Annotated in this window: 19 protein-coding genes; 4 read left to right on the top strand and 15 right to left on the bottom strand. The window is 49.7% G+C overall.

Annotated features, from left to right (window positions below; all coding sequences use genetic code 11):
- Positions 1-6 precede the first annotated feature (6 nt).
- The 6 genes from prsT to F566_RS0122710 all read right to left on the bottom strand — a co-directional run bounded on the left by prsT (position 7) and on the right by F566_RS0122710 (position 6,911).
- Entirely contained in the window at positions 7-2,811 is a 2,805-nt protein-coding gene (gene prsT, locus F566_RS0122735) for an XrtA/PEP-CTERM system TPR-repeat protein PrsT (RefSeq protein WP_020409338.1), read from the bottom strand.
- Positions 2,812-2,951: 140 nt separating this feature from the next.
- Entirely contained in the window at positions 2,952-3,722 is a 771-nt protein-coding gene (xdp1, locus tag F566_RS0122730; RefSeq protein WP_020409337.1) for an exosortase-dependent surface protein XDP1, read from the bottom strand.
- Between the two features lie 170 nt (positions 3,723-3,892).
- Positions 3,893-4,402: a dihydrofolate reductase gene (locus tag F566_RS0122725; protein WP_020409336.1), complete on the bottom strand. Its 510-nt coding sequence runs from the start codon at positions 4,400-4,402 to the stop codon at positions 3,893-3,895.
- 18 nt (positions 4,403-4,420) lie between these two features.
- Entirely contained in the window at positions 4,421-5,215 is a 795-nt protein-coding gene (locus F566_RS0122720; RefSeq protein ID WP_020409335.1) for a thymidylate synthase, read from the bottom strand.
- 62 nt (positions 5,216-5,277) lie between these two features.
- Positions 5,278-6,114, bottom strand: coding sequence for a prolipoprotein diacylglyceryl transferase (gene lgt / locus F566_RS0122715; RefSeq protein ID WP_020409334.1), 837 nt, complete (start codon positions 6,112-6,114; stop codon positions 5,278-5,280).
- Entirely contained in the window at positions 6,111-6,911 is an 801-nt protein-coding gene (locus F566_RS0122710; RefSeq protein ID WP_020409333.1) for a sulfite exporter TauE/SafE family protein, read from the bottom strand. The genes lgt and F566_RS0122710 overlap by 4 nt, the downstream gene beginning before the upstream one ends.
- A gap of 107 nt (positions 6,912-7,018) precedes the next feature.
- Between F566_RS0122710 and F566_RS0122705 the strand changes: the two genes are divergently transcribed.
- A complete protein-coding gene (locus F566_RS0122705) occupies positions 7,019-7,813 on the top strand; it encodes an NRDE family protein (RefSeq protein ID WP_020409332.1) in 795 nt (264 codons plus the stop codon).
- A gap of 42 nt (positions 7,814-7,855) precedes the next feature.
- Here F566_RS0122705 and F566_RS0122700 read toward each other — a convergent pair whose 3' ends face one another.
- From F566_RS0122700 to pomA, 3 genes are all read right to left on the bottom strand, one after another.
- Positions 7,856-8,518, bottom strand: a complete 663-nt coding sequence (locus tag F566_RS0122700; RefSeq protein WP_020409331.1) for a hypothetical protein — start codon at positions 8,516-8,518, stop codon at positions 7,856-7,858.
- A 106-nt stretch (positions 8,519-8,624) separates the two neighbouring features.
- Entirely contained in the window at positions 8,625-9,608 is a 984-nt protein-coding gene (locus tag F566_RS0122695) for a flagellar motor protein MotB (RefSeq protein WP_020409330.1), read from the bottom strand.
- Between the two features lie 32 nt (positions 9,609-9,640).
- Complete coding sequence (gene pomA, locus F566_RS0122690) at positions 9,641-10,405, bottom strand: flagellar motor protein PomA (RefSeq protein WP_020409329.1); 765 nt, start codon at positions 10,403-10,405, stop codon at positions 9,641-9,643.
- Between the two features lie 262 nt (positions 10,406-10,667).
- Between pomA and F566_RS0122685 the strand changes: the two genes are divergently transcribed.
- From F566_RS0122685 to dxs, 3 genes are all read left to right on the top strand, one after another.
- Entirely contained in the window at positions 10,668-10,910 is a 243-nt protein-coding gene (locus F566_RS0122685; protein WP_020409328.1) for an exodeoxyribonuclease VII small subunit, read from the top strand.
- A complete protein-coding gene (locus tag F566_RS0122680; RefSeq protein WP_020409327.1) occupies positions 10,903-11,805 on the top strand; it encodes a polyprenyl synthetase family protein in 903 nt (300 codons plus the stop codon). Before F566_RS0122685 ends, F566_RS0122680 begins: the two co-directional genes overlap by 8 nt.
- A gap of 188 nt (positions 11,806-11,993) precedes the next feature.
- Positions 11,994-13,928, top strand: coding sequence for a 1-deoxy-D-xylulose-5-phosphate synthase (dxs, locus tag F566_RS0122675; RefSeq protein ID WP_026180247.1), 1,935 nt, complete (start codon positions 11,994-11,996; stop codon positions 13,926-13,928).
- A 78-nt stretch (positions 13,929-14,006) separates the two neighbouring features.
- Here dxs and ribA read toward each other — a convergent pair whose 3' ends face one another.
- The 6 genes from ribA to argJ all read right to left on the bottom strand — a co-directional run bounded on the left by ribA (position 14,007) and on the right by argJ (position 18,981).
- Positions 14,007-14,645 (bottom strand): GTP cyclohydrolase II, encoded by a 639-nt coding sequence (ribA, locus tag F566_RS0122670; RefSeq protein ID WP_020409325.1) that lies wholly within the window; start codon positions 14,643-14,645, stop codon positions 14,007-14,009.
- A gap of 119 nt (positions 14,646-14,764) precedes the next feature.
- Positions 14,765-15,787 carry a GTP 3',8-cyclase MoaA gene (gene moaA, locus F566_RS0122665; protein ID WP_020409324.1) on the bottom strand — a complete coding sequence of 341 codons (1,023 nt, stop codon included), beginning with the start codon at positions 15,785-15,787 and terminating at the stop codon, positions 14,765-14,767.
- Between the two features lie 62 nt (positions 15,788-15,849).
- Positions 15,850-16,101 (bottom strand): molybdopterin converting factor subunit 1, encoded by a 252-nt coding sequence (gene moaD, locus F566_RS0122660; protein WP_020409323.1) that lies wholly within the window; start codon positions 16,099-16,101, stop codon positions 15,850-15,852.
- Complete coding sequence (gene moaC / locus F566_RS0122655) at positions 16,094-16,606, bottom strand: cyclic pyranopterin monophosphate synthase MoaC (protein WP_020409322.1); 513 nt, start codon at positions 16,604-16,606, stop codon at positions 16,094-16,096. The genes moaD and moaC overlap by 8 nt, the downstream gene beginning before the upstream one ends.
- A 29-nt stretch (positions 16,607-16,635) precedes the next feature.
- Positions 16,636-17,607, bottom strand: coding sequence for a Nudix family hydrolase (locus F566_RS0122650; protein ID WP_026180246.1), 972 nt, complete (start codon positions 17,605-17,607; stop codon positions 16,636-16,638).
- Positions 17,608-17,760: 153 nt separating this feature from the next.
- Positions 17,761-18,981: a bifunctional glutamate N-acetyltransferase/amino-acid acetyltransferase ArgJ gene (gene argJ, locus F566_RS0122645; RefSeq protein WP_020409320.1), complete on the bottom strand. Its 1,221-nt coding sequence runs from the start codon at positions 18,979-18,981 to the stop codon at positions 17,761-17,763.
- Between the last annotated feature and the right edge of the window lie 5 nt (positions 18,982-18,986).

The raw sequence follows: 18,986 nt of genomic DNA, 5'->3' as shown, positions 1-18,986 counted from the left end.
CTGTGACTACTTCTGCGATTCCAGCAAAGCCTTGGCCTCGGCATAGTCAGCATAGGAGTCTCCTGCTGCCACGGCAGCTTCAAGCTCAACCAATGCTTCTCTGGAACGATCCAGCTTCAATAATGTGTAGCCTAGGTGATACCTGATTTCACCACTGCTTGCGTCAACGCTGTAGGCATTCCGCAGATAGGGCAAGGCTTCCTTGTATTTTTCCTGACGAGCCAGAATCCAGCCTACTGTATCCAGCAAAGCCGGATTTTTGGCATCTTGATCAAGCCCTTTAAGTGCCATATCCAGGGCCTTGGCCAAATCAGAGTCCGCATAAATATTAGCCAGGTTGTTCAGTATCGCCGGATCATTCTCCAAACCAGGAACAGCCCTCAGCTTTTCGTAATGCTTCCGGGCTTCTTCCAACATCCCGCGGTTAAGGTAACTATCTGCCAGCAGCTTCCTCATCCAGGGCAAAGCGCCGTCTGAATTGACTTTGCTTTCCATCATGGAAGCAAACTGCTCTTCTCCCACATTACTGAGGGTCAGTTGATATAGGTTGAACAGAATCGGCGGGCTGTCAGGCGAACTTTTCAAAGCCTCATAATAAGCAGCTCTGGCACTTTCAAGACTTCCACGTGCCTGAGCCAGATCGCCTTTCAGCACAATCACCTCTGTCTGTCGGCCGAACTGGCTCTCCATCCTGTCTGCCATTTCCTCAGCCTTATCCAGTTGACCAATTGAAAAGTGTAGACGGGAGAGTCCCAGTTGCATTTCCAGAGACTTTGGAGCCAGTTGCACAGCTTTTTCCATACTCTCAAGTGCCGCATCAGGTTGTCCTGCAGACATCTGTAGCCTGGCAAGGTATCCAAGATTATCCGCATCTTCGCTCCAGATACTTTGAAGAATCTTGAAATAGCGTTCTGTTTCACTCTGCCGTCCCAATCTGGTCAGAACATTGACCAACTCCACCAGATAGGATGTATTCAACCTGTCCAGCTTATTGAGTTGTCGGACAGTCTCCAGCGCCTCCACCCAATTTTGCTGCTGCTTATAGATCGCCAGTTTGGTTTCCAGCGCTTGTGGATTGGCAGCGTTATAGACCAGAACTTTATTGGCGCGACTGAGAGCATTTTCCAGCTTTCCTTCCTGCATTTCGATACGCGCCAGCAGCAGATAGGAAGGTGTGTGCTGATCATTTATCTCAAGAATACTGCTGAGGAGCTTCTGGGCCTCTTCAGTCTGCCCTTTGGACTTCAAAGCAATAGCTTTGTTAAACAAAGCATTCAGATCTGCGCTGTCTTTTGCCAGCACCTTTTCAATGAAAGTCATTGCAGTATCCACCTGCTCTGACCTGAGATAAACCGCGGCAATGTAATTCAGAACATCAATCCGCTCAGCCTGTCTCTCGACAAAATCGTCTGCAATGGCTCTGGCTTCATCAAGTCGGTTCAACTGCATCAGCAATTCACCGCGAAGCAATGCAAAAGAGAGTGGCTCAGCCTCTTTGAACGTCACCGAATTGAGCAAATCCAGCGCCTGTTGAGGGCGTTTGCGCCCCTTCTCTATCAACGCTTTCAGATAGATGATAAAAGAGCTGTTAGGATATCTGGCTTCCAATGTGTCCAGCAGTTGGTCTGCCGACAGCATTTTCCCTTCATTGATATAAAGCTGCACTAGACGGAACTGAAGACCTGCATCAGCCACAATGTCATGACGTCTGCTCTCCAGTAGCTCTCTTGCTTTACGGGCATTACCGCTTTTCACATAAACTTCTGTCAGCATGCGCAATGCGGCCAGATTCGAAGGCTCACGGGATAAATACAGTTCAAGCTGCTTCTTGGCTTTTTCCAGATTTCCCTGAATGAATTCCGAAGCTCCCTGAATAAACAGAAGCGACGCATCCTGAGCCAGTTCAGGATCATCCAGTAAAGACAATTGCGCCGTCAGATCCGCCAGAGATTGTTGGGCGACATCATAGTCATTGTCTTCAATTAACAGCCAGGCATTGATTAATGTAGCGGCCGGATCGTTTGGCGACTGAGTCAGTATCAGGTTGATGTAGCGTTTGACTTCCTCACGATTGTTCATTTTGAGGTAAATCGACACCAGACTGCGAAGAATCCTGGGATCATCATTATCCTGGTCAAATGCCGCCAGATAACTATCCAATGCGGCTTCAAGGTTACCCTGACGTGCGGCCAGGTCGCCGCTCAGCACCAGTGTTTTTTCATTATCGCTGTCAATATCGAGGGACTGCTTGATCATCAGGTCAGCTTTGTCGAGCCAACCAATCTTCAAATAAAGTGTAGCGAGGGTATTCATACCGCGAATACTGTTCGGCAGTATTTTAAGCGCCTGCTCAAATTGCATTTGGGCCAGCGTTTCATCTTCCTTGATCAGGTATGCTTGCCCCTTCAACAGAGCCAACTCAAACTGATTAGGCTTTGTTAACCGGGAGTTGAATTTCTCCAGATTCAGCACATCATCAGCTTTCTCCTGCAATACCAGAGCACTCCCGAGCATCGGCAACAGGAGATTTATATCAGCCCCAAGCCCAAGTGCATCATTCAACTCCAATTCAGCAGCCTCCATGTTCCCCGCGTCCAGGTATACCTTGCTCAAAAGTATTTTCGATGGCAGGTGATCGGGATTTTTCTGCAGGGCATTCTTGAGATAGATAAAAGCTTCATTGGATTTTTTTTCATTGAAGGCTTTTGTTGCCAGCTCATAGTTATCGACAACTTCATCAGCGACAACAGCATGTGAAAATAAAACCAACAGGAGTGTAAACGTAACTGACAGGGTATTTAGGTGCTGCATAATGAATATTGAAGTCCAGGCGAGAAAATAAGAATTCAACAGATTAAGTCAAACTGGTATTTGTAAACCAATTTCACTCATCAGGCCAACAAAAAAGGCGAAACAACGTTTCGCCTTTTATAGGTCAACCAAAGCAATGATTACGCTTTGGCTTTTTTCCGTCTGGCTACCAAACCAGCAAAACCGGCGGCAAGTATTGCCAAGGCTCCAGGCTCTGGTACTGTGGTTGGAGGGGTATGCGTGGAACCGGTCACAGCCGCCAACTTCATACCATCTCTATAACCTGCACCAGGTCCGTTGTGAGAGTCACCACCAGTAAATATCGGATTGTAGGCACCGATCAGCCAGTATTTGGAGGTCAGATCAGTGTCAACAGCTTGATAGCTATAGTCGCTAACGTTGCCGTAATGGGCAACAGTCGACCAACCATCATTAAAGACGCTCGACCAAGTGTCGCTGGATGCGAAACTGAAATCACCAGCCCCAGTAAAGGCAGCTATTGTCACATCAGCCTGGCCACCACTGTATTGTTCAGTTGCCCATCCGATTGAGAAGCCTTCCAAGTTGATCGCATCCTCAAACGACAGCAACACCATGTCATAGTCATCGCCGTAGTTATCAATTGAGTGCGAAGGAACTGAATTGTCCTCATCACGGTTTTGCAACATTAGTCCATAGCTGCTGCTATAGCTCAACTTTCCGTTCTGGATGTTGGAATCCCCGGAACCACCGGTATCAGACCAACCAGACAATTGCAGGCTGTTTCCATCTGCTCCGTTAACGGTCATCACATTACCGTTATAGGAATGGTTGAGTGTACCGCTATTCAAATTCCAGGTTTGGGTTGCTGCCATGGCAGGAATTGCCACGAGTGAACCCGCCACCATCAATAGCTTGCTAAAGGTTTTCATAATTTAAGTCTCCCGCTTAACAGCCTAGATTAAGCAAGAATCTAGCCAGACTTTTAATTTTTGATAAAAAATAGAGCAGAACGTTAAAGACTTCAAATTAAGCCGAGATATTCATGTAAAAAAAATGACATCAAAATGCCAATTCGGCTTCAATTTTTTGACAGAACTGATCAGTGACGCTCGAACACAATGAAATCGTGGTCGAACTGATTTTTGTCATCTGCTGTATGGCTTTCCCGGCTAACTTCCCGCCACTCCGAGGAAAGCTCCGGAAAATAGGCATCGCCTTCTGGCTCCGCTTTCACTTCAGTCAAATAAACGGTTGAGGCGTACTCCATTCCCTGACGGTATAACTCAGCTCCCCCAATTAACATAACCTCTTCTGCCTCGCCGACTTTTTCAAGTGCCTGCTGTAACGAATGCACAGCAATGACACCCTCTTCCCGCCAATCCGGGTTACGGGTCACGACGATATTGCTTCTTCCAGGTAATGGTCTGCCAATGGAGTCATAGGTTTTACGCCCCATCACAATCGGCTTACCCATGGTAATGCGCTTAAAGTATTGAAGGTCATTGGGTAGCCGCCAGGGTAATTGGTTATTTACTCCAATCACGCCATTACGGGCCCGTGCCACAATCAGGGAAAGTTTGGGTAAAACCATCGACTTGGATAGGGTCATCAGATATTTATCTCCGGCTTATACTGCTACTGGCGCCTTGATATGAGGGTGCGGATCATATCCGGTGATTTCAAAATCCTCATACTGGTAATCAAACAAAGTTTCGGGCCTCCGCTTGATTTTCAGACGAGGCAACTCTCTGGTCTCCCTGGACAGTTGTTCGTCGGCCTGCTCCAAGTGATTCTGGTACAAATGCACATCGCCACCGGTCCACACAAAATCACCAACTTCCAGATCACATTGCTGTGCAAACATATGGGTCAACAGGGCATAGCTGGCAATATTGAACGGCACCCCCAGAAAAATATCCGCACTTCTCTGGTACAACTGACAAGACAGACGACCATCCGCCACATAGAATTGGAACATGGCATGACAAGGAGGGAGCGCCATCTGATCCACAAAGGCAGGGTTATAGGCAACCACCAGATGACGCCTGGAATCCGGATTGTTTCTAATCTGCTGCAGCACGTTCGTGATCTGATCCACATGCCCACCATCCGGGGCAGGCCAGCTACGCCACTGGTAGCCGTATACCGGTCCGAGATCACCCTCGCCGTCAGCCCATTCATCCCATATCGAGACCCCGTTCTCCTGCAGATAACGAACATTGGTATCCCCGTTCAGAAACCACAGCAACTCATACACAATAGACCGAATGTGCAGCTTTTTAGTGGTCAACAAAGGAAAGCCTTTTTGCAGATCAAAGCGCATCTGATAACCAAATGTACTTAGCGTACCGGTACCGGTGCGATCAGTTTTGACGTTTCCGTGATTTCGGACAAACCTCATCATGTCGAGGTATTGCTGCATACTGCTTACCTTTTTACCTAAATGACCTTTAACGATTCAGACTTTGACTGGATATTTTCTCTTTAGCTTTTACTGGCTTTAGCCGTCGACTGCACCTGCTCGCCCTGGTGAAACTTCCACCCCCAGCCGATGAACAGCAGACCAATGATGACCATTGGCATGGACAGAAGCTGTCCCTCGGTCAGCCATCCCCATGCGAGGTATCCGATGTGAGCATCAGGCTCGCGGACAAACTCGACCAGAATCCGGAAAATACCGTAACAAAGCAAAAACAACCCGGACACCATCATGCGTGGCCGGGGCTTCCGGGAGAAAAACCATAGAATACAGAACAGCGCGACGCCTTCCAGCGCAAACTGGTATAGCTGGGAAGGATGCCTGGCTGCAGCCAGAGGATCTCGAGGAAATATCATTGCCCAGGGCACATCAGTGACTTTTCCCCATAGTTCACCGCCGATGAAATTCCCCAACCGGCCGGTTCCAAGACCAATGGGGACCAATGGAGCAACGAAATCTGCAATCTGAAAAAACTTCAACCCAAGTGAACGACCATAGAGCCACATGGCGACAATCACGCCAATCAATCCGCCATGAAAGGACATTCCGCCAGTCCAGACTTTAAACAACCAGATGGGGTCCTCAAGAAATTTTTCAAAATTATAGAAAAATACATACCCCAAACGCCCACCAATGACGACCCCCAGGGCACACCAGAACACCAGATCAGCGACCTGCAGTTCCTGTAGCGGCGTATAGGATTTCCGTGCTCGGTATTTACCCAGCCACCAGGCAGCACCAAAGCCAATTAGGTACATAATGCCGTACCAGTGAATCTGCAGTGGCCCCAGCGAGATCGCTACCGGGTCAATATTGGGATAGTCAAACCAGCGTTCCGTCACAGTGCCCCCCAGGCTTGATAGAGGAATCTTCCTCCGACAATGAATAATAGAATGGAAAAAATTCGTTTTAATGTAGTGCTGGGCAATCTATGGGCCAGTTTTGCTCCAACCCGAGCAAATGGCACACTGGTCAGCACAATGCCCACCAGAGCTGGCAGGTAGATAAAGCCCAGACTCCACTCAGGCAATGCTGCGTCACCATAGCCTTCATATATATTAGTCAGAGCTCCCATCAAAGCTATAGGGAACCCACAGGCAGCAGACGTGCCGACAGCCTGTTGCATGCGTACATTACACCAGGTCATATAAGGAACGGACAGAGAACCTCCGCCAATACCAAATATGGCAGAAGCCCAACCGATCCCTCCCCCCACAGCTGCCAGTGAGGCATTACCTGGGAGATTGCGATGTGGCTTCGGCTGTGCGGCCAGGGCCATTTTAATGCCAATAATGACAGCAAATATTCCTATCACCAGACGTAGCGCCATTCCCGAAAGGAGACCCGCAGTCAACACACCGAACATGGAACCCACCACAAGACCAACGGCCATCGGTCGGAACACAGGCCATAATACAGCCCCCTTGTCATGATGTGATTTAATCGAAGACAGCGATGTGAAGATGATCGTGCCCAGTGAAGTTCCTACGGCAAGGTGTGTAGATACAGAAGGATCTACCTTCAGGATATCAAAACTGAAAATCAGTACAGGTACGATGATCAGGCCGCCCCCAATACCGAATAGTCCCGCCAGGACACCGGCCATTGCGCCCAGAATCATGTATGTCAGAAATACCATTCTGCCCTCGTTTCAGGCTTATTTCACAGCCCACAACCGGGCACCAGAAAAAATAAAGCTGGTATGATACACAAATTCATTTCGATCGACGACGAGCGTCTCTTAATATGTGCCTGATATTTGCTGCCTATAACATGCAACCGGATTATCCGCTGATTGTGGCGGCAAATCGTGACGAGTTTTACGAACGGCCGACTCAGTCTTTGCATCGCTGGGACGACCAGCCAGACATATACGCTGGCCGGGATCTTAAGGAAGGCGGGACCTGGATGGGCGTTCACCGTGAAGGGCGCTTTGCTGCCGTTACCAACTTTCGATCGGGGCACTCTACACCAGCGCCTCTGTCACGCGGCAATCTGGTGAAGGATCTGCTACTGACCTCCTCCCAAAAGAACTTTGTAACTGCGACTCTGTCAGAAAAAGCTCAAGACTATGGCGGGTTTAACACACTAAGCTACGATGGAGAGGCGTTGATCTACTGCAGCAACCGGGCTCCTGACTTCCATAGAGTTCTGCCACCAGGTTTTTACGGTCTGAGCAACGGCCTTCTGAATGCTGAGTGGCCAAAAGTCAGCCAGGGACTGCAACAATTCAGGAGCATCATTGAAGCAAACAGCCTTGATGCCTCGAAAGATATGAACTCACTATGGGAATTACTTGCCAACGGTGAGCAAGCTCCTGACGAGCTATTACCAGATACAGGCATTGATCAACATCTGGAAAGATTACTGTCTTCCCGCTTTATTCGTTCTCCCACTTATGGTACTCGAGCGAGCACCATTCTGACCTGGAACAAAGAACGTCGAATCAAAATACTGGAAAGAAATTTTAACCATGAGGGCGTCATTGGGGAGAAAGAGGAAATCATCAAGCTCCTGCCAGATGGAAAAAACGAGACATAGTTATGATGAGACATGAAGCTGGTGAGTCATGGCCATACAAGGTCATGACTGGCGATTTCGGGCTTCCCTTCTCTGTTTGAGTTCTTTGGTCTGACATCTCAGGACATGCTGAATCAAAACCTCCTGGGCTTCTTCCTGCAAATGAGTAAAGTCCGCCCTGACCAGGAACAGACCTTGCCCACTATCCAGACCTTTCTTTTCGCTAGTGGTGTTCTGGGCCTCATCTGTGGTTTCCTGAGCCTCATCATCCTGCGTCTTATTCTCGACATCCTGCGCCTCGCAAGCAATAACGGTCGCTCCTATCGTCAGCTCAACCATTGTCGGGTATAAACGTAAATGCAGCTGCAGCGAAGATCCCACAAATAACTGCTCCTGAACCTGGAAGGCAATGCCGCAGGCACTGATATTGACGGATGCCGAGGGCTGATAGATAAAATCATCACTGGATCCAGCTTCCATATCGCTTTCCAGTAAGTTGATTTTTTGATTGAACAACGCGAGCACGTCAGCTACTTCTGCTGATTGCTGACGTACTTTATCCAGCGCAATATGAATGTCGTTTTCCAGTTTTAACCATTGGGCAGATCGACTGCGAAGAGAGGTTCCTGACTCCACCAGTTCCCCGACCTGCAGGGTACGGAAGCTCAGATCAAGCGTATCGTTAATCCGAAAATAACGTCTTCGCTCATGTTGTGGTTGCGACATACTTTAATCTCCCAGAGCACTGCAATCTTCAAGAACACTGCACAGAGTTCTTGCCTTCTATGCGTCGCCGTTTACGCGACGATCTCATTCGACTTCAGGCTTGCAGCTAGAAAATCTCATCGGGGGACAACCCACCCCAGTCGTTCAGTTCATTATCCGGAATTACACCAGGTGCAACATCCCTCGCCTGCCTGATTTCCTCCTTCGTCTGCTCATCCAATGGTTGTTGCAAAATAATCTCTACACGACGATTCCTAGCCCGATTTTCAGGACTGTCATTCGGTACCAGCGGGTGAGTATCTGCATACCCCCCAATATTAAAGCGTGATTGATCCAGCTCTCCTGAATCGAATAACGCATGCGCCACCTCCAGAGCCCTTTGCGCAGAAAGGTCCCAGTTGGACCGAAATCGCGCGGTGCGAATGGGGATGCTGTCTGAATGACCTTCCACCGATACTGAACCTTCCATTTCAGAAAGTAATTCGACCAACTTGTCGATAACCGGGTAAAACTCAGGGTTCAGATCCGCCGAACCGGATTCAAAAGAACCTTTTTCCTGCACCCGGATAACAATCTTTCGGCCACGGGTCTCGACTTCCACCTGGTTATTGCGAACTTCCTGCTCTAGGGCTGACGCCATGGTGATAGCGTCATTTTCAGTCTCTTCGACCAGCATTTTGATCTTTTCCAGAACAATATCGCTGAGTTCTTCCCCCTGAACTTTGGGGCATTCTTCTTTTAGCGCCTTCTCCACTTCCTGCTCACAAACCTGTTCCAGGTTAGGCAGGTCTGCAATTGTCGTCTGCTGCATAACGGTCTGAATGGGGGTTGGATCAGGCTTACCAGGGCTGAACTCCTGTGCCACCACACTGGTTCCTTTGGGAATGCTGGTCACATTAATCACATTCTGCACACCAAAGGCTTCACGCATTGAACCGGCCAGCCGCTTGAACTTCAGTACGTCCATTTCGGAAAAGGACAACAGCAAAACGAAGAAGCACATAAGCAGAGACATGAGATCCGCAAAAGTCGCCATCCAGGCAGGCAACCTCGGCGGACAATCACATTTCTTTTCTTCTTCATCACTCATCGGGAACTACTCGACTATTCTGTATCAGGCGATCAAGCAGCTTCTTCAGCCACCTGCCGCTTGCCTTCAGGCAGGTAGGTTCTCAGCATGGTCTCAATAACTCGCGGATTCTGTCCCGCCTGAATTGCGAGCAGAGCATCGATTACCATGGACTTAATACGCTCCTCCTCTGCCATTCTGATTTTCAGCTTGTCGGCAATAGGAATGGCAATCATATTGGCCAGCATCGCTCCGTACAGCGTGGTTAACAGAGCCACAGCCATAGCAGGCCCAATAGACTTCGGGTCATCCATATTGGAGAGCATTGCCACCAGGCCTATCAATGTGCCAATCATCCCCATCGCCGGAGCTACATCTCCCATGGCGGAAAAAACCATAGCCCCTTGAGAATGCCTTTCCACCGCAAGATTTTTATCCTTCCCCATCAATGCCCGAACAACATCGGCATCATGTCCGTCTATCAGTAGTTGAATGCCTTTGGCCAAAAATTGATTGGGAATCTCCTTCCCTTCCAATGAGAGCAACCCTCCCTTACGAGCAGCATCGGCAAGTTCCACAACCGTCTCAATCAGTTCCTCAGGTTTATCCAGTTTAAACATGAAAGCTTTGGTTGCGACTTTGCCCGCTCCCAAAAACTGATTCAGGGAAAATTTCATCAACACAACAAGTAACGTACCAACAAAAACAATAAGAATGGAGGGTACATTGATAAACAGCGCCAAAGAGCCTCCAAGCAACATTGCCATAGCCACGATAGCAATGCCTCCAATGAGGCCCAGCAGGGTTGCTAAATCCACTTAACACTCCTATTCAGGGAAATTGACAAACTATGCACTGAGTTCTCAGCCTTTCTGCTGCGGATTAGAGAATCACGAAAAGTATAGTCAGGGTTTGGAAAAATTTCTGTATTTTCCAAACCTTAGTTAAGAGAGTAAAGAATTCTTTCTGAACACAGGGGCTGCAACAAATTTATTATAATTGACCCTTTCCGGCGGCTGCGGTAGGGTTAGCGCAGCTGGACCAGTCAGCATTTAATATGGCAGTACAATCAGTGAAACCATGAGCAAAACACCCTCTACATCAACTTTTGAAGACTCCCTTGCCCGACTTGAGGAGCTGGTCAACAAACTGGAACAAGGCGAACTGAACCTGGAAGACGCCCTTGTGGCATTTGAAGAGGGAGTTCAGTTAACCCGTCAATGCCAGCAGGCTCTAAAAAACGCAGAGCAAAGAGTGACCCAATTGGTGGAAGACCAGAACACCACATCGGAAAAACCATTTGACGAGCCAAACGGTGAATAACGAATTAATCGCTGATTTCACCAGCTTCTCAAACCATCACCGCCAACTGATCGACCAATACCTGGACCAGATACTCCCTTTACCGCAAGGTGCTCAATCACTTTTGCGTGAGGCGATGCGTTACAGTGTACTGAACGGTGGCAAACGAGTTCGACCACTACTGGTATTTGCGACCATAGAAGCTTTGGGAGGAAATACGGAGCTCGGACTCGGACCGGCCGCGGCAGTTGAAATGATTCATTCCTATTCCTTGGTCCATGATGACCTTCCCGCCATGGATGACGATGATCTACGCCGAGGTAAACCGACCTGCCATATCGCTTATGACGAGGCTACGGCAATCCTGGTGGGAGACGCACTTCAGGCACTGGCTTTTCAGCACTTGAGTGAATTCGAGAATATTTCGGCCGACTTCCGTCTCGCCATGATCAGGGAGCTCACCAAAGCCAGCAGTGACAGCGGCATGGTCGGAGGCCAGGCGATAGACCTTGCAGCCGTCGGCCAAAACCTCGCCCTGGAAGAGCTGGAGTTCATGCATCTCAACAAAACCGGAGCCATCATTGAAGCCAGCGTTGTCATGGGAGCCTTATCCTGTCAGCGAAACTGCCAGGACCTGATTGAGCCCCTCCGCACGTTTGCCCGCTCCATTGGACTGGCATTCCAGGTTCGCGATGACATCATTGATATTGAAAGCGATACCCAAAGGCTTGGAAAAACCCAAGGTAAAGACGCCGCCAATAATAAACCTACCTATACCAGCCTGCTTGGTGTTGATGGTGCCAAGAGTAAAGCAGACCTGCTGTATCAATCAGCGCTCAAGAGCCTGGAAAAACTCAATTTGCAAAACAGTCGGTTACAGCAATTGGCGTCTTTTATTATCGAGCGCACTTACTGACCTGAGAAGCGCCCCCGTAGAACCGATAAGTCCAACATCGAACCAGCCACTTTCTGACGATTTTCCTCTCAATTCTGGCAAATTATGGCGATATATCCCAATCCTCATGTCAGACCGTGTGATTAGCCTTAACTTCGCTTATAATGTGCGGCGAATTTGACCTTATGGATATAGATAGCCCGCTGGCCATGCAGAAGCCCTACGTTTTCCAAGAAATACCAACTCGCCGCCCCAACACTCCCCTGCTGGACCGGATAGACTCCCCAGCCCAATTGCGCCTGCTCAATGACAGCGAGCTTTTGCGCCTGGCCCACGAGTTGAGAGCCTTCTTATTGTTCAGTGTAGGTCAGACAGGCGGGCATTTCGGCGCGGGCCTGGGCGTGGTGGAGCTGACCATCGCTCTGCACTTTATATTCAACACTCCGGAAGACCGTCTGGTCTGGGATGTGGGCCATCAAGCCTATCCACACAAAATCCTGACCGGTCGCCGCGAGCAAATGTCGACCATTCGTCAGAAAGATGGTCTGGCCGCATTCCCAAATCGTGACGAAAGCCCCTACGACACTTTCGGCGTCGGACATTCAAGCACCTCAATCAGTGCTGCACTCGGTATGGCCATTGCCGCCCGCATGCAGGAAAAACCAAGAAAATCCATTGCCGTCATTGGCGACGGCGCCATGACGGCCGGAATGGCCTTCGAAGCTCTTAATCATGCCGCCGATACTGGCACAGATCTGCTGGTCATCCTGAATGACAACGACATGTCGATCTCCCACAATGTTGGCGGACTATCGAACTATTTCGCTAAAATTCTTGCCTCCAAAACCTACAATAGTGTCCGTGACAGTGGTAAACGTGTACTACAAAGCACTCCAGGTCTGATGGAACTGGCACGGAAGACGGAAGAACATTTCAAGGGCATGGTGGCACCGGGCACACTCTTTGAAGAGCTGGGCTTTAATTACATCGGCCCCATCGATGGCCACGATCTTCCCCTGCTGGTCGAAACACTCGGCAACATCAAAGAATTGAGCGGACCACAGTTTCTGCATGTAGTGACCCAGAAAGGAAAAGGCTTTGCACCAGCAGAGTCCGACCCCATCGGATACCACGCCATCAACAAGATCGAGCCGAAGCCCAAGGTACAGGACACACAGCCTCCCGCCGCCAAAAAGCTCAAATATTCCAATGTTTTTGGTCAATGGCTTTGCGATATGGCTGCCGCAGATGATCGCCTGGTGGGTATCACGCCGGCAATGTGTGAAGGCTCTGACCTGCTGGCGTTTTCAAATCAGTATCCGGAGCGCTACTACGATGTGGCAATCGCCGAGCAGCATGCTGTCACTCTGGCAGCAGGCCTCGCCTGTGATGAAGCCAAACCGGTTGTGGCAATATACTCAACCTTTCTGCAACGGGCCTATGATCAACTGATCCACGATGTCGCGATACAGAATCTCGATGTACTATTCGCCATCGATCGTGCCGGACTGGTAGGTGAAGACGGCCCAACCCACGCCGGCAGTTTTGATCTCACATTTTTGCGCTGTATTCCCAACATGGTGATCATGGCTCCCTCTGATGAGAATGAGACACGCAAGCTGCTTTCTACTGGCTATCACCACCAAGGTCCCAGCGCTGTCCGCTATCCCAGAGGCTCTGGTCCAGGATCTGAAATTGAGGACTCACTGGAAGCGGTGGAAATTGGCAAGGCCAGATGGATCAGACAGGGCAAGAAAGTCGCCATTCTGGCATTCGGGACTCTGCTTGAGACTGTCAAACCAATCGCTGAGACCAATAATTACACCCTCCTGGACATGCGTTTCGTCAAACCGCTGGACGCAGAAGCCATTCTAAACTGTGCTGGCCAACATGATCTTCTGGTCACTCTTGAGGAAAACAGTATTCATGGGGGAGCCGGGTCCGGCGTTGTCGAACTCCTTACCCAATCTGCTGTCAGCATACCAACTCTGTTACTTGGCCTTCCGGATCAGTTTATCGAGCACGGTAAACCTGCAGAGTTACACGCAGAAGTTGGATTGGATACGGCAGGTATTGCCGAGAGCATTGCGCAGAGATTGGAACTACTTGGGATGACCCCGGATAAAACAGGCACTCTTGACTGAGTGCCTTTGCCTCATTTTCTGCCCGGATTCATCGCGGCCTGTTGTAATCCGAGTTTTTTAATTAGGTAAAATAACGGCCTATTTCTGGGCATCAACTACCAGTTCAGCCGGATCCTCGTCATCCTGGTGAGTTGTCAGCCAGTGCCCAAGCTTACCGGCCTTGGTTGCCAGATAGTGCTGGTTATGGGGATTCCTTCCAACTTCCAGAGACACTCGCTCAACCACATCTATGCCAAGCTGACGTAGAGAGTCGACCTTCCTGGGGTTATTGGTCATGAGGCGAATTCGACTGATCCCCAAATGCTCAAGCATAGGCTTACAAATACTGTAGTCCCTCAAATCTGCCGCAAAACCAAGTTTTTCATTTGCCTCAACCGTATCCGCACCTTCGTCCTGAAACTTGTAGGCTTTGATCTTATTCAGCAGACCAATACCGCGCCCTTCCTGGCGCAGATAAAGAAGAATCCCACGCCCTTCCGAAGCGATGCTGCGCAAAGCCTCATCCAACTGGTAGCCGCAATCACAGCGCATACTGAAGAGTGCATCACCGGTCAGGCATTCAGAGTGGGTACGGGCAAGAATAGGTTCAGGAGACGCTATATTTCCCAGAGTAAGGGCAACGTGCTCTTTTTGCGTTGCCTCTTCCTGGAATCCATGCATATCAAAGACACCGAATGGCGTTGGCAATTTACAGCTTGCAATGTAAGTGACAGACACTCATGGACCCTCTGAACCTGATTGGGGCGCCGATTTTAGCAGATCAGCCACGAACTCCCAACTTTTGATGCTTTATCAGCAACGTTAAATAGGCTTCTATCTCCTTCCTACTGAAGGACTTAGCCGCCGGTCATATTCATAAACCGGACAATCTGGGGCTCTTCCTCAAGATTAAAGTAGTGCCTTTCCGGCTTGATATTCATTGCATCACGAATAGTCTGTTGAAGCACTTCAAGATTCCCGGGATGAGTCCGCAAGACCTCTCTTAGATCAACAGAATGCTCATTCCCAAGGCATAGCAACAAGCGCCCCTCAACCGTCACTCTCACCCGATTGCACAAGTGACAGAAGTTATGACTATGAGGCGAAATAAATCCGAGACGCGTTGAGGTGCCCTGCATCGTATAATAATCCGAGGGCCCACCAGTACCTGTGGCCTCACTCGAGTTTGCCGGACTTAGTGGATATATCTTCGTAATTAACTCACGAAGTTCACTGCTGGAGATGAAGGATAACTGGCGATCATGTTCAGTAATATGCCCTAGCGGCATTTCCTCAATAAAGGACAAATCGAGCTGCCGGTCTCGCGCGAAATCTACCAGCTCCAGCACTTCGTCCTCATTCCGCCCCCGCATGATGACAGAATTGATTTTGATACGCTCAAATCCAGCTTCTCTTGCGGCATCGACTCCCGCGATAACATTGGCGAGATCTCCTGTCCGGGTCAGCTCCCGAAACCTGACCGGATTCAGACTGTCCAGGCTGATGTTAATACGCTTCAACCCAAAAGCTTTAAGATCTCTGGCCATCTTGGGCAACTGCGACCCATTAGTGGTCAACACGAACTCATCAAGTCCCTCCAGCTGCCCCAAACGCTCCACCAGGGATAGAATATTACGTCGAACCAACGGCTCGCCGCCGGTAAGGCGTATTTTTTTCACCCCCAGAGACACAAAGGCCCTGGCGACCTCATACAATTCTTCCAATGACAGTATCTGCTGGCGCGGCAAAAAGGTCATATCTTCCGCCATGCAGTATACGCAGCGGAAATCGCAACGGTCTGTGACCGACAGGCGCACATAATTCACCACCCGTCCAAACCGGTCTACCAGAACATTTTCAGGATTTTCCACTACCGTCATTAGATCACCCAGATTTCACTATTTCCCGGCAGAGCAACTAAGTCCACCTCAATATCGGCCAATCACCCACCTGTAACCGGCGGGAAAAAAGCCACTTCATCACCATCTTTGAGCCGGTGATCCGCTTTTACCATTTCCTGGTTTACGGCACACAACACCTTCCCTTGCGCAAACACAGACTCTGCCTGAGGCAACTGTTGAATGATCCGCTGCTTCAGCTCATGAAGATCACCGTCATGATCATCCCAGTCAACTTCAACTTCCGAGCAGCCCATAGCTTCGCGCAAACGAGCAAAAAACAACACTTTAATCATTGTGACCCTCACCCTCAGATGCTTCAGGGTCAAGCGCCTGCCAATGGCCTGAACGCCCACCTGTTTTTTCCAACAGACGCACCTGACGAATAACCATTCCTTTATCGACAGCCTTACACATATCGTAAATAGTTAATGCAGCCACACTGGCTGACGTCAGCGCCTCCATTTCCACCCCGGTTTTCGCGTCCAGTTTACACATGGAGTGAATCACCAATTCAGAGTTCTCCACATCCGGAGTCAGTTCCACTTTAACAGATGTCAGGTTGAGACTATGGCACAGAGGAATTAGTTCCGATGTTTTCTTGGCTGCCTGAATACCCGCAATCCGTGCAACAGCCAGCACATCCCCCTTTTTATGCCCGCCCTCAACGATCAATTTGAGTGTTTCCGGCAACATGGAGATTCGAGCCTCGGCGCGAGCAATCCGAGTGGTTACCGTCTTCTCTCCCACATCGACCATATGGGCCGCGCCTTTTTTATCCAGATGGGTCAATTCAGCCATCTCAGCTTCCTGTTCTGCGAATTAAACAACTATACATTTGTCAGATTATTGTCCCACCAAGCACGTATCCCTGCCACCCCCTGACAGCCAGCTTCCCGGGCTTGAGAGATATTTGAATCATCAACCCCGCCCAAAGCATAAACAGGAAAGGTTGCGCATTTTGTCAGCGCCTCTAGCCCATCCCATCCTAGCAGCTCACCATCAGGATGAGACAGCGTTGGTAACACAGGTGATACAAAACCATAACGGCACCCTAAAACATGCGCCTTCTCAAGCTCAGCAAGCGAATGACAGGATGCTCCCAGCCACTTGGAGTCCGGTATAGGTCGGTCTTGCAGTGCAGAAAGCTGGACAGATGTCAGATGGCAACCGTCCACTGGCAAATCTGTATCTTTCATCAGGGATAACCCACTTTCACCATGCACAAGAAGGAATTCAAATTGATCCCGCCACTTTCCCGTGATCCCTTCCACCCATACGACATAAGCTGAGCGATCCAATGCCGGCGCTCTCAGTACAACCATACGAATGCCACACCCTAAGGCCCTTTCCAAGCCAGAACCCATGTCGTCATCGCTCGTATATTCTCCCGTAATCAGACATCGGGATGGCAGCTTGAGTGCGTCAATAATCGGCTTATTAGCGGCGGGAAAGGTTTCCGGTGTCAGGTCATTTACAGACATTCGGAACAGCGGCTGCCCTTCACGCCCCTGGGCTTCTCCCCGGAAACCTTCAACAACCCAGACATCGAGACAAACATTTTTATCCGGGTAAGAGTAGTTAATACAAATCAGGGGGTGTTTGGGCGAATGGGTTACATCAACCCCCAACTCCTCACCCAGCTCCCTCACCAGAGCTTGCTCAACCCGCTCTCCTGTCTCGACCTTGCCACCAGGAAACTCCAACAGTCCGCCTTGATGTAGATGTTCAGGACGCCGGGCAATAAGAAGCTTTCCATCGGCATCAAATAATACGGCAACCGCCACATGAATATACTTCACAACCACTCCATCAATTCCAGAAGGCCTGCAGAATATGGATGCAGATCTACATCGTTTTTGAAGAGAAATGACACCACTTTTATTGTGGTTATTAGCTGAGAGAAGGACTCTCGACACAGCTGTCACAAGAGTCCCGGAGGGGAATGGTGTTAATCAGGTCCGGTACTCGGCGTTTATCCGAACATATTCGTGTGATAAATCAGTCGTCCATACCTGGTCTTTTACCTGCCCGCGCCTCAGCACTACCCGAATCAGAATCTCTTCCTGATCCATAACAGCCTGCCCAGCTTCCTCTGTATAAGAAACAGCGCGTCCGCCCCGCTCAACGATACACACGTCATTCAGATAGATATCGATACCATTGACGTCCAGACTCTCTATTTCGGCACGCCCCACTGCTGCCAGAATACGCCCCCAATTGGGGTCACTGGCGAACAGCGCCGTCTTAACCAATGGGGAATGTGCAATGGTATAAGCCACATCAAGGGCTTCCTGACGATCAGCCGCCTGCTCCACCCTTACTTCGACAAACTTGGTCGCTCCCTCACCATCTCTGACGATGGCATGAGCCAATTCCTGCATCAGATCTTGTAAGGCTGCCCGAAAATTCAGCCATTCCGACTGATTCAGATCCGTCATGGCTGTAACGTCTGCCTGACCTGTGGCAGTCAGAATACAGGCATCATTGGTGGAAGTATCACTATCAATGGTAATGCGGTTAAATGACCGCTCTACGGCCTCTGTCAGTAACTGCTGCAACACATCCTGGGCAATGGGCGCATCGGTTGCGACAAATGCCAACATCGTTGCCATATTTGGCCTGATCATACCGGCACCTTTGCTGATGCCACTGATCCGGACAGGCTTTCCTTCTACCAATACCTCGACAGTCGCACCTTTGGGGCGGGTATCTGTCGTCATTATGCCTGACGCTGCTTCCGGCCAGTGAGCGCTCATCAGATTTTCCAGTGCCGCCGGTAAAGCAGACTTGATTTTGGAAACAGGGAGAGGCTCTCCAATAACACCGGTTGAGAATGGCAGCACATGGGAAGCACTGCAATTGACCTCACTGGCGAGAGCATTACAACTCTCAAGCGCATCCTGCATCCCTTGCGAACCAGTCCCGGCATTGGCGTTACCGGTATTGATCAGAAGATAACGTGGCGAGTCGTTTTTGAGATGCTCTTTTGCCACCACCACAGGCGCCGCACAAAACTGGTTTTTTGTAAAAACGCCAGCAGTCCTGGAGCCTTCAGCCAACTCGAAAACAACAACATCCTTGCGTCCCGGTTTTTTTATACCGGCCGAGGCAATACCAATACGAACACCAGGTATTTCAAAAAAGTCGGGCAACGCCCCTGGGCCTACCGCCATCGGCG

It is taken from the genome of Hahella ganghwensis DSM 17046 (assembly GCF_000376785.1).
Lineage (GTDB): Bacteria > Pseudomonadota > Gammaproteobacteria > Pseudomonadales > Oleiphilaceae > Hahella > Hahella ganghwensis.
The sequence above is the reverse complement of the archived record's forward strand: the minus strand, read 5'-3'. Positions and strand labels throughout refer to the sequence as shown.

Excerpts from the sequence above, each read along its gene's own strand:
- prsT (WP_020409338.1), bottom strand. The coding sequence starts at position 2,811 with ATGCAGCACCTAAATACCCTGTCAGTTACGTTTACACTCCTGTTGGTT.
- xdp1 (WP_020409337.1), bottom strand. The coding sequence starts at position 3,722 with ATGAAAACCTTTAGCAAGCTATTGATGGTGGCGGGTTCACTCGTGGCA.
- F566_RS0122725 (WP_020409336.1), bottom strand. The coding sequence starts at position 4,402 with ATGACCCTATCCAAGTCGATGGTTTTACCCAAACTTTCCCTGATTGTG.
- F566_RS0122720 (WP_020409335.1), bottom strand. The coding sequence starts at position 5,215 with ATGCAGCAATACCTCGACATGATGAGGTTTGTCCGAAATCACGGAAAC.
- F566_RS0122710 (WP_020409333.1), bottom strand. The coding sequence starts at position 6,911 with ATGGTATTTCTGACATACATGATTCTGGGCGCAATGGCCGGTGTCCTG.
- F566_RS0122705 (WP_020409332.1), top strand. The coding sequence starts at position 7,019 with ATGTGCCTGATATTTGCTGCCTATAACATGCAACCGGATTATCCGCTG.
- F566_RS0122700 (WP_020409331.1), bottom strand. The coding sequence starts at position 8,518 with ATGTCGCAACCACAACATGAGCGAAGACGTTATTTTCGGATTAACGAT.
- F566_RS0122695 (WP_020409330.1), bottom strand. The coding sequence starts at position 9,608 with ATGAGTGATGAAGAAGAAAAGAAATGTGATTGTCCGCCGAGGTTGCCT.
- F566_RS0122685 (WP_020409328.1), top strand. The coding sequence starts at position 10,668 with ATGAGCAAAACACCCTCTACATCAACTTTTGAAGACTCCCTTGCCCGA.
- dxs (WP_026180247.1), top strand. The coding sequence starts at position 11,994 with ATGCAGAAGCCCTACGTTTTCCAAGAAATACCAACTCGCCGCCCCAAC.
- moaA (WP_020409324.1), bottom strand. The coding sequence starts at position 15,787 with ATGACGGTAGTGGAAAATCCTGAAAATGTTCTGGTAGACCGGTTTGGA.
- moaD (WP_020409323.1), bottom strand. The coding sequence starts at position 16,101 with ATGATTAAAGTGTTGTTTTTTGCTCGTTTGCGCGAAGCTATGGGCTGC.
- moaC (WP_020409322.1), bottom strand. The coding sequence starts at position 16,606 with ATGGCTGAATTGACCCATCTGGATAAAAAAGGCGCGGCCCATATGGTC.
- argJ (WP_020409320.1), bottom strand. The coding sequence starts at position 18,981 with ATGGCGGTAGGCCCAGGGGCGTTGCCCGACTTTTTTGAAATACCTGGT.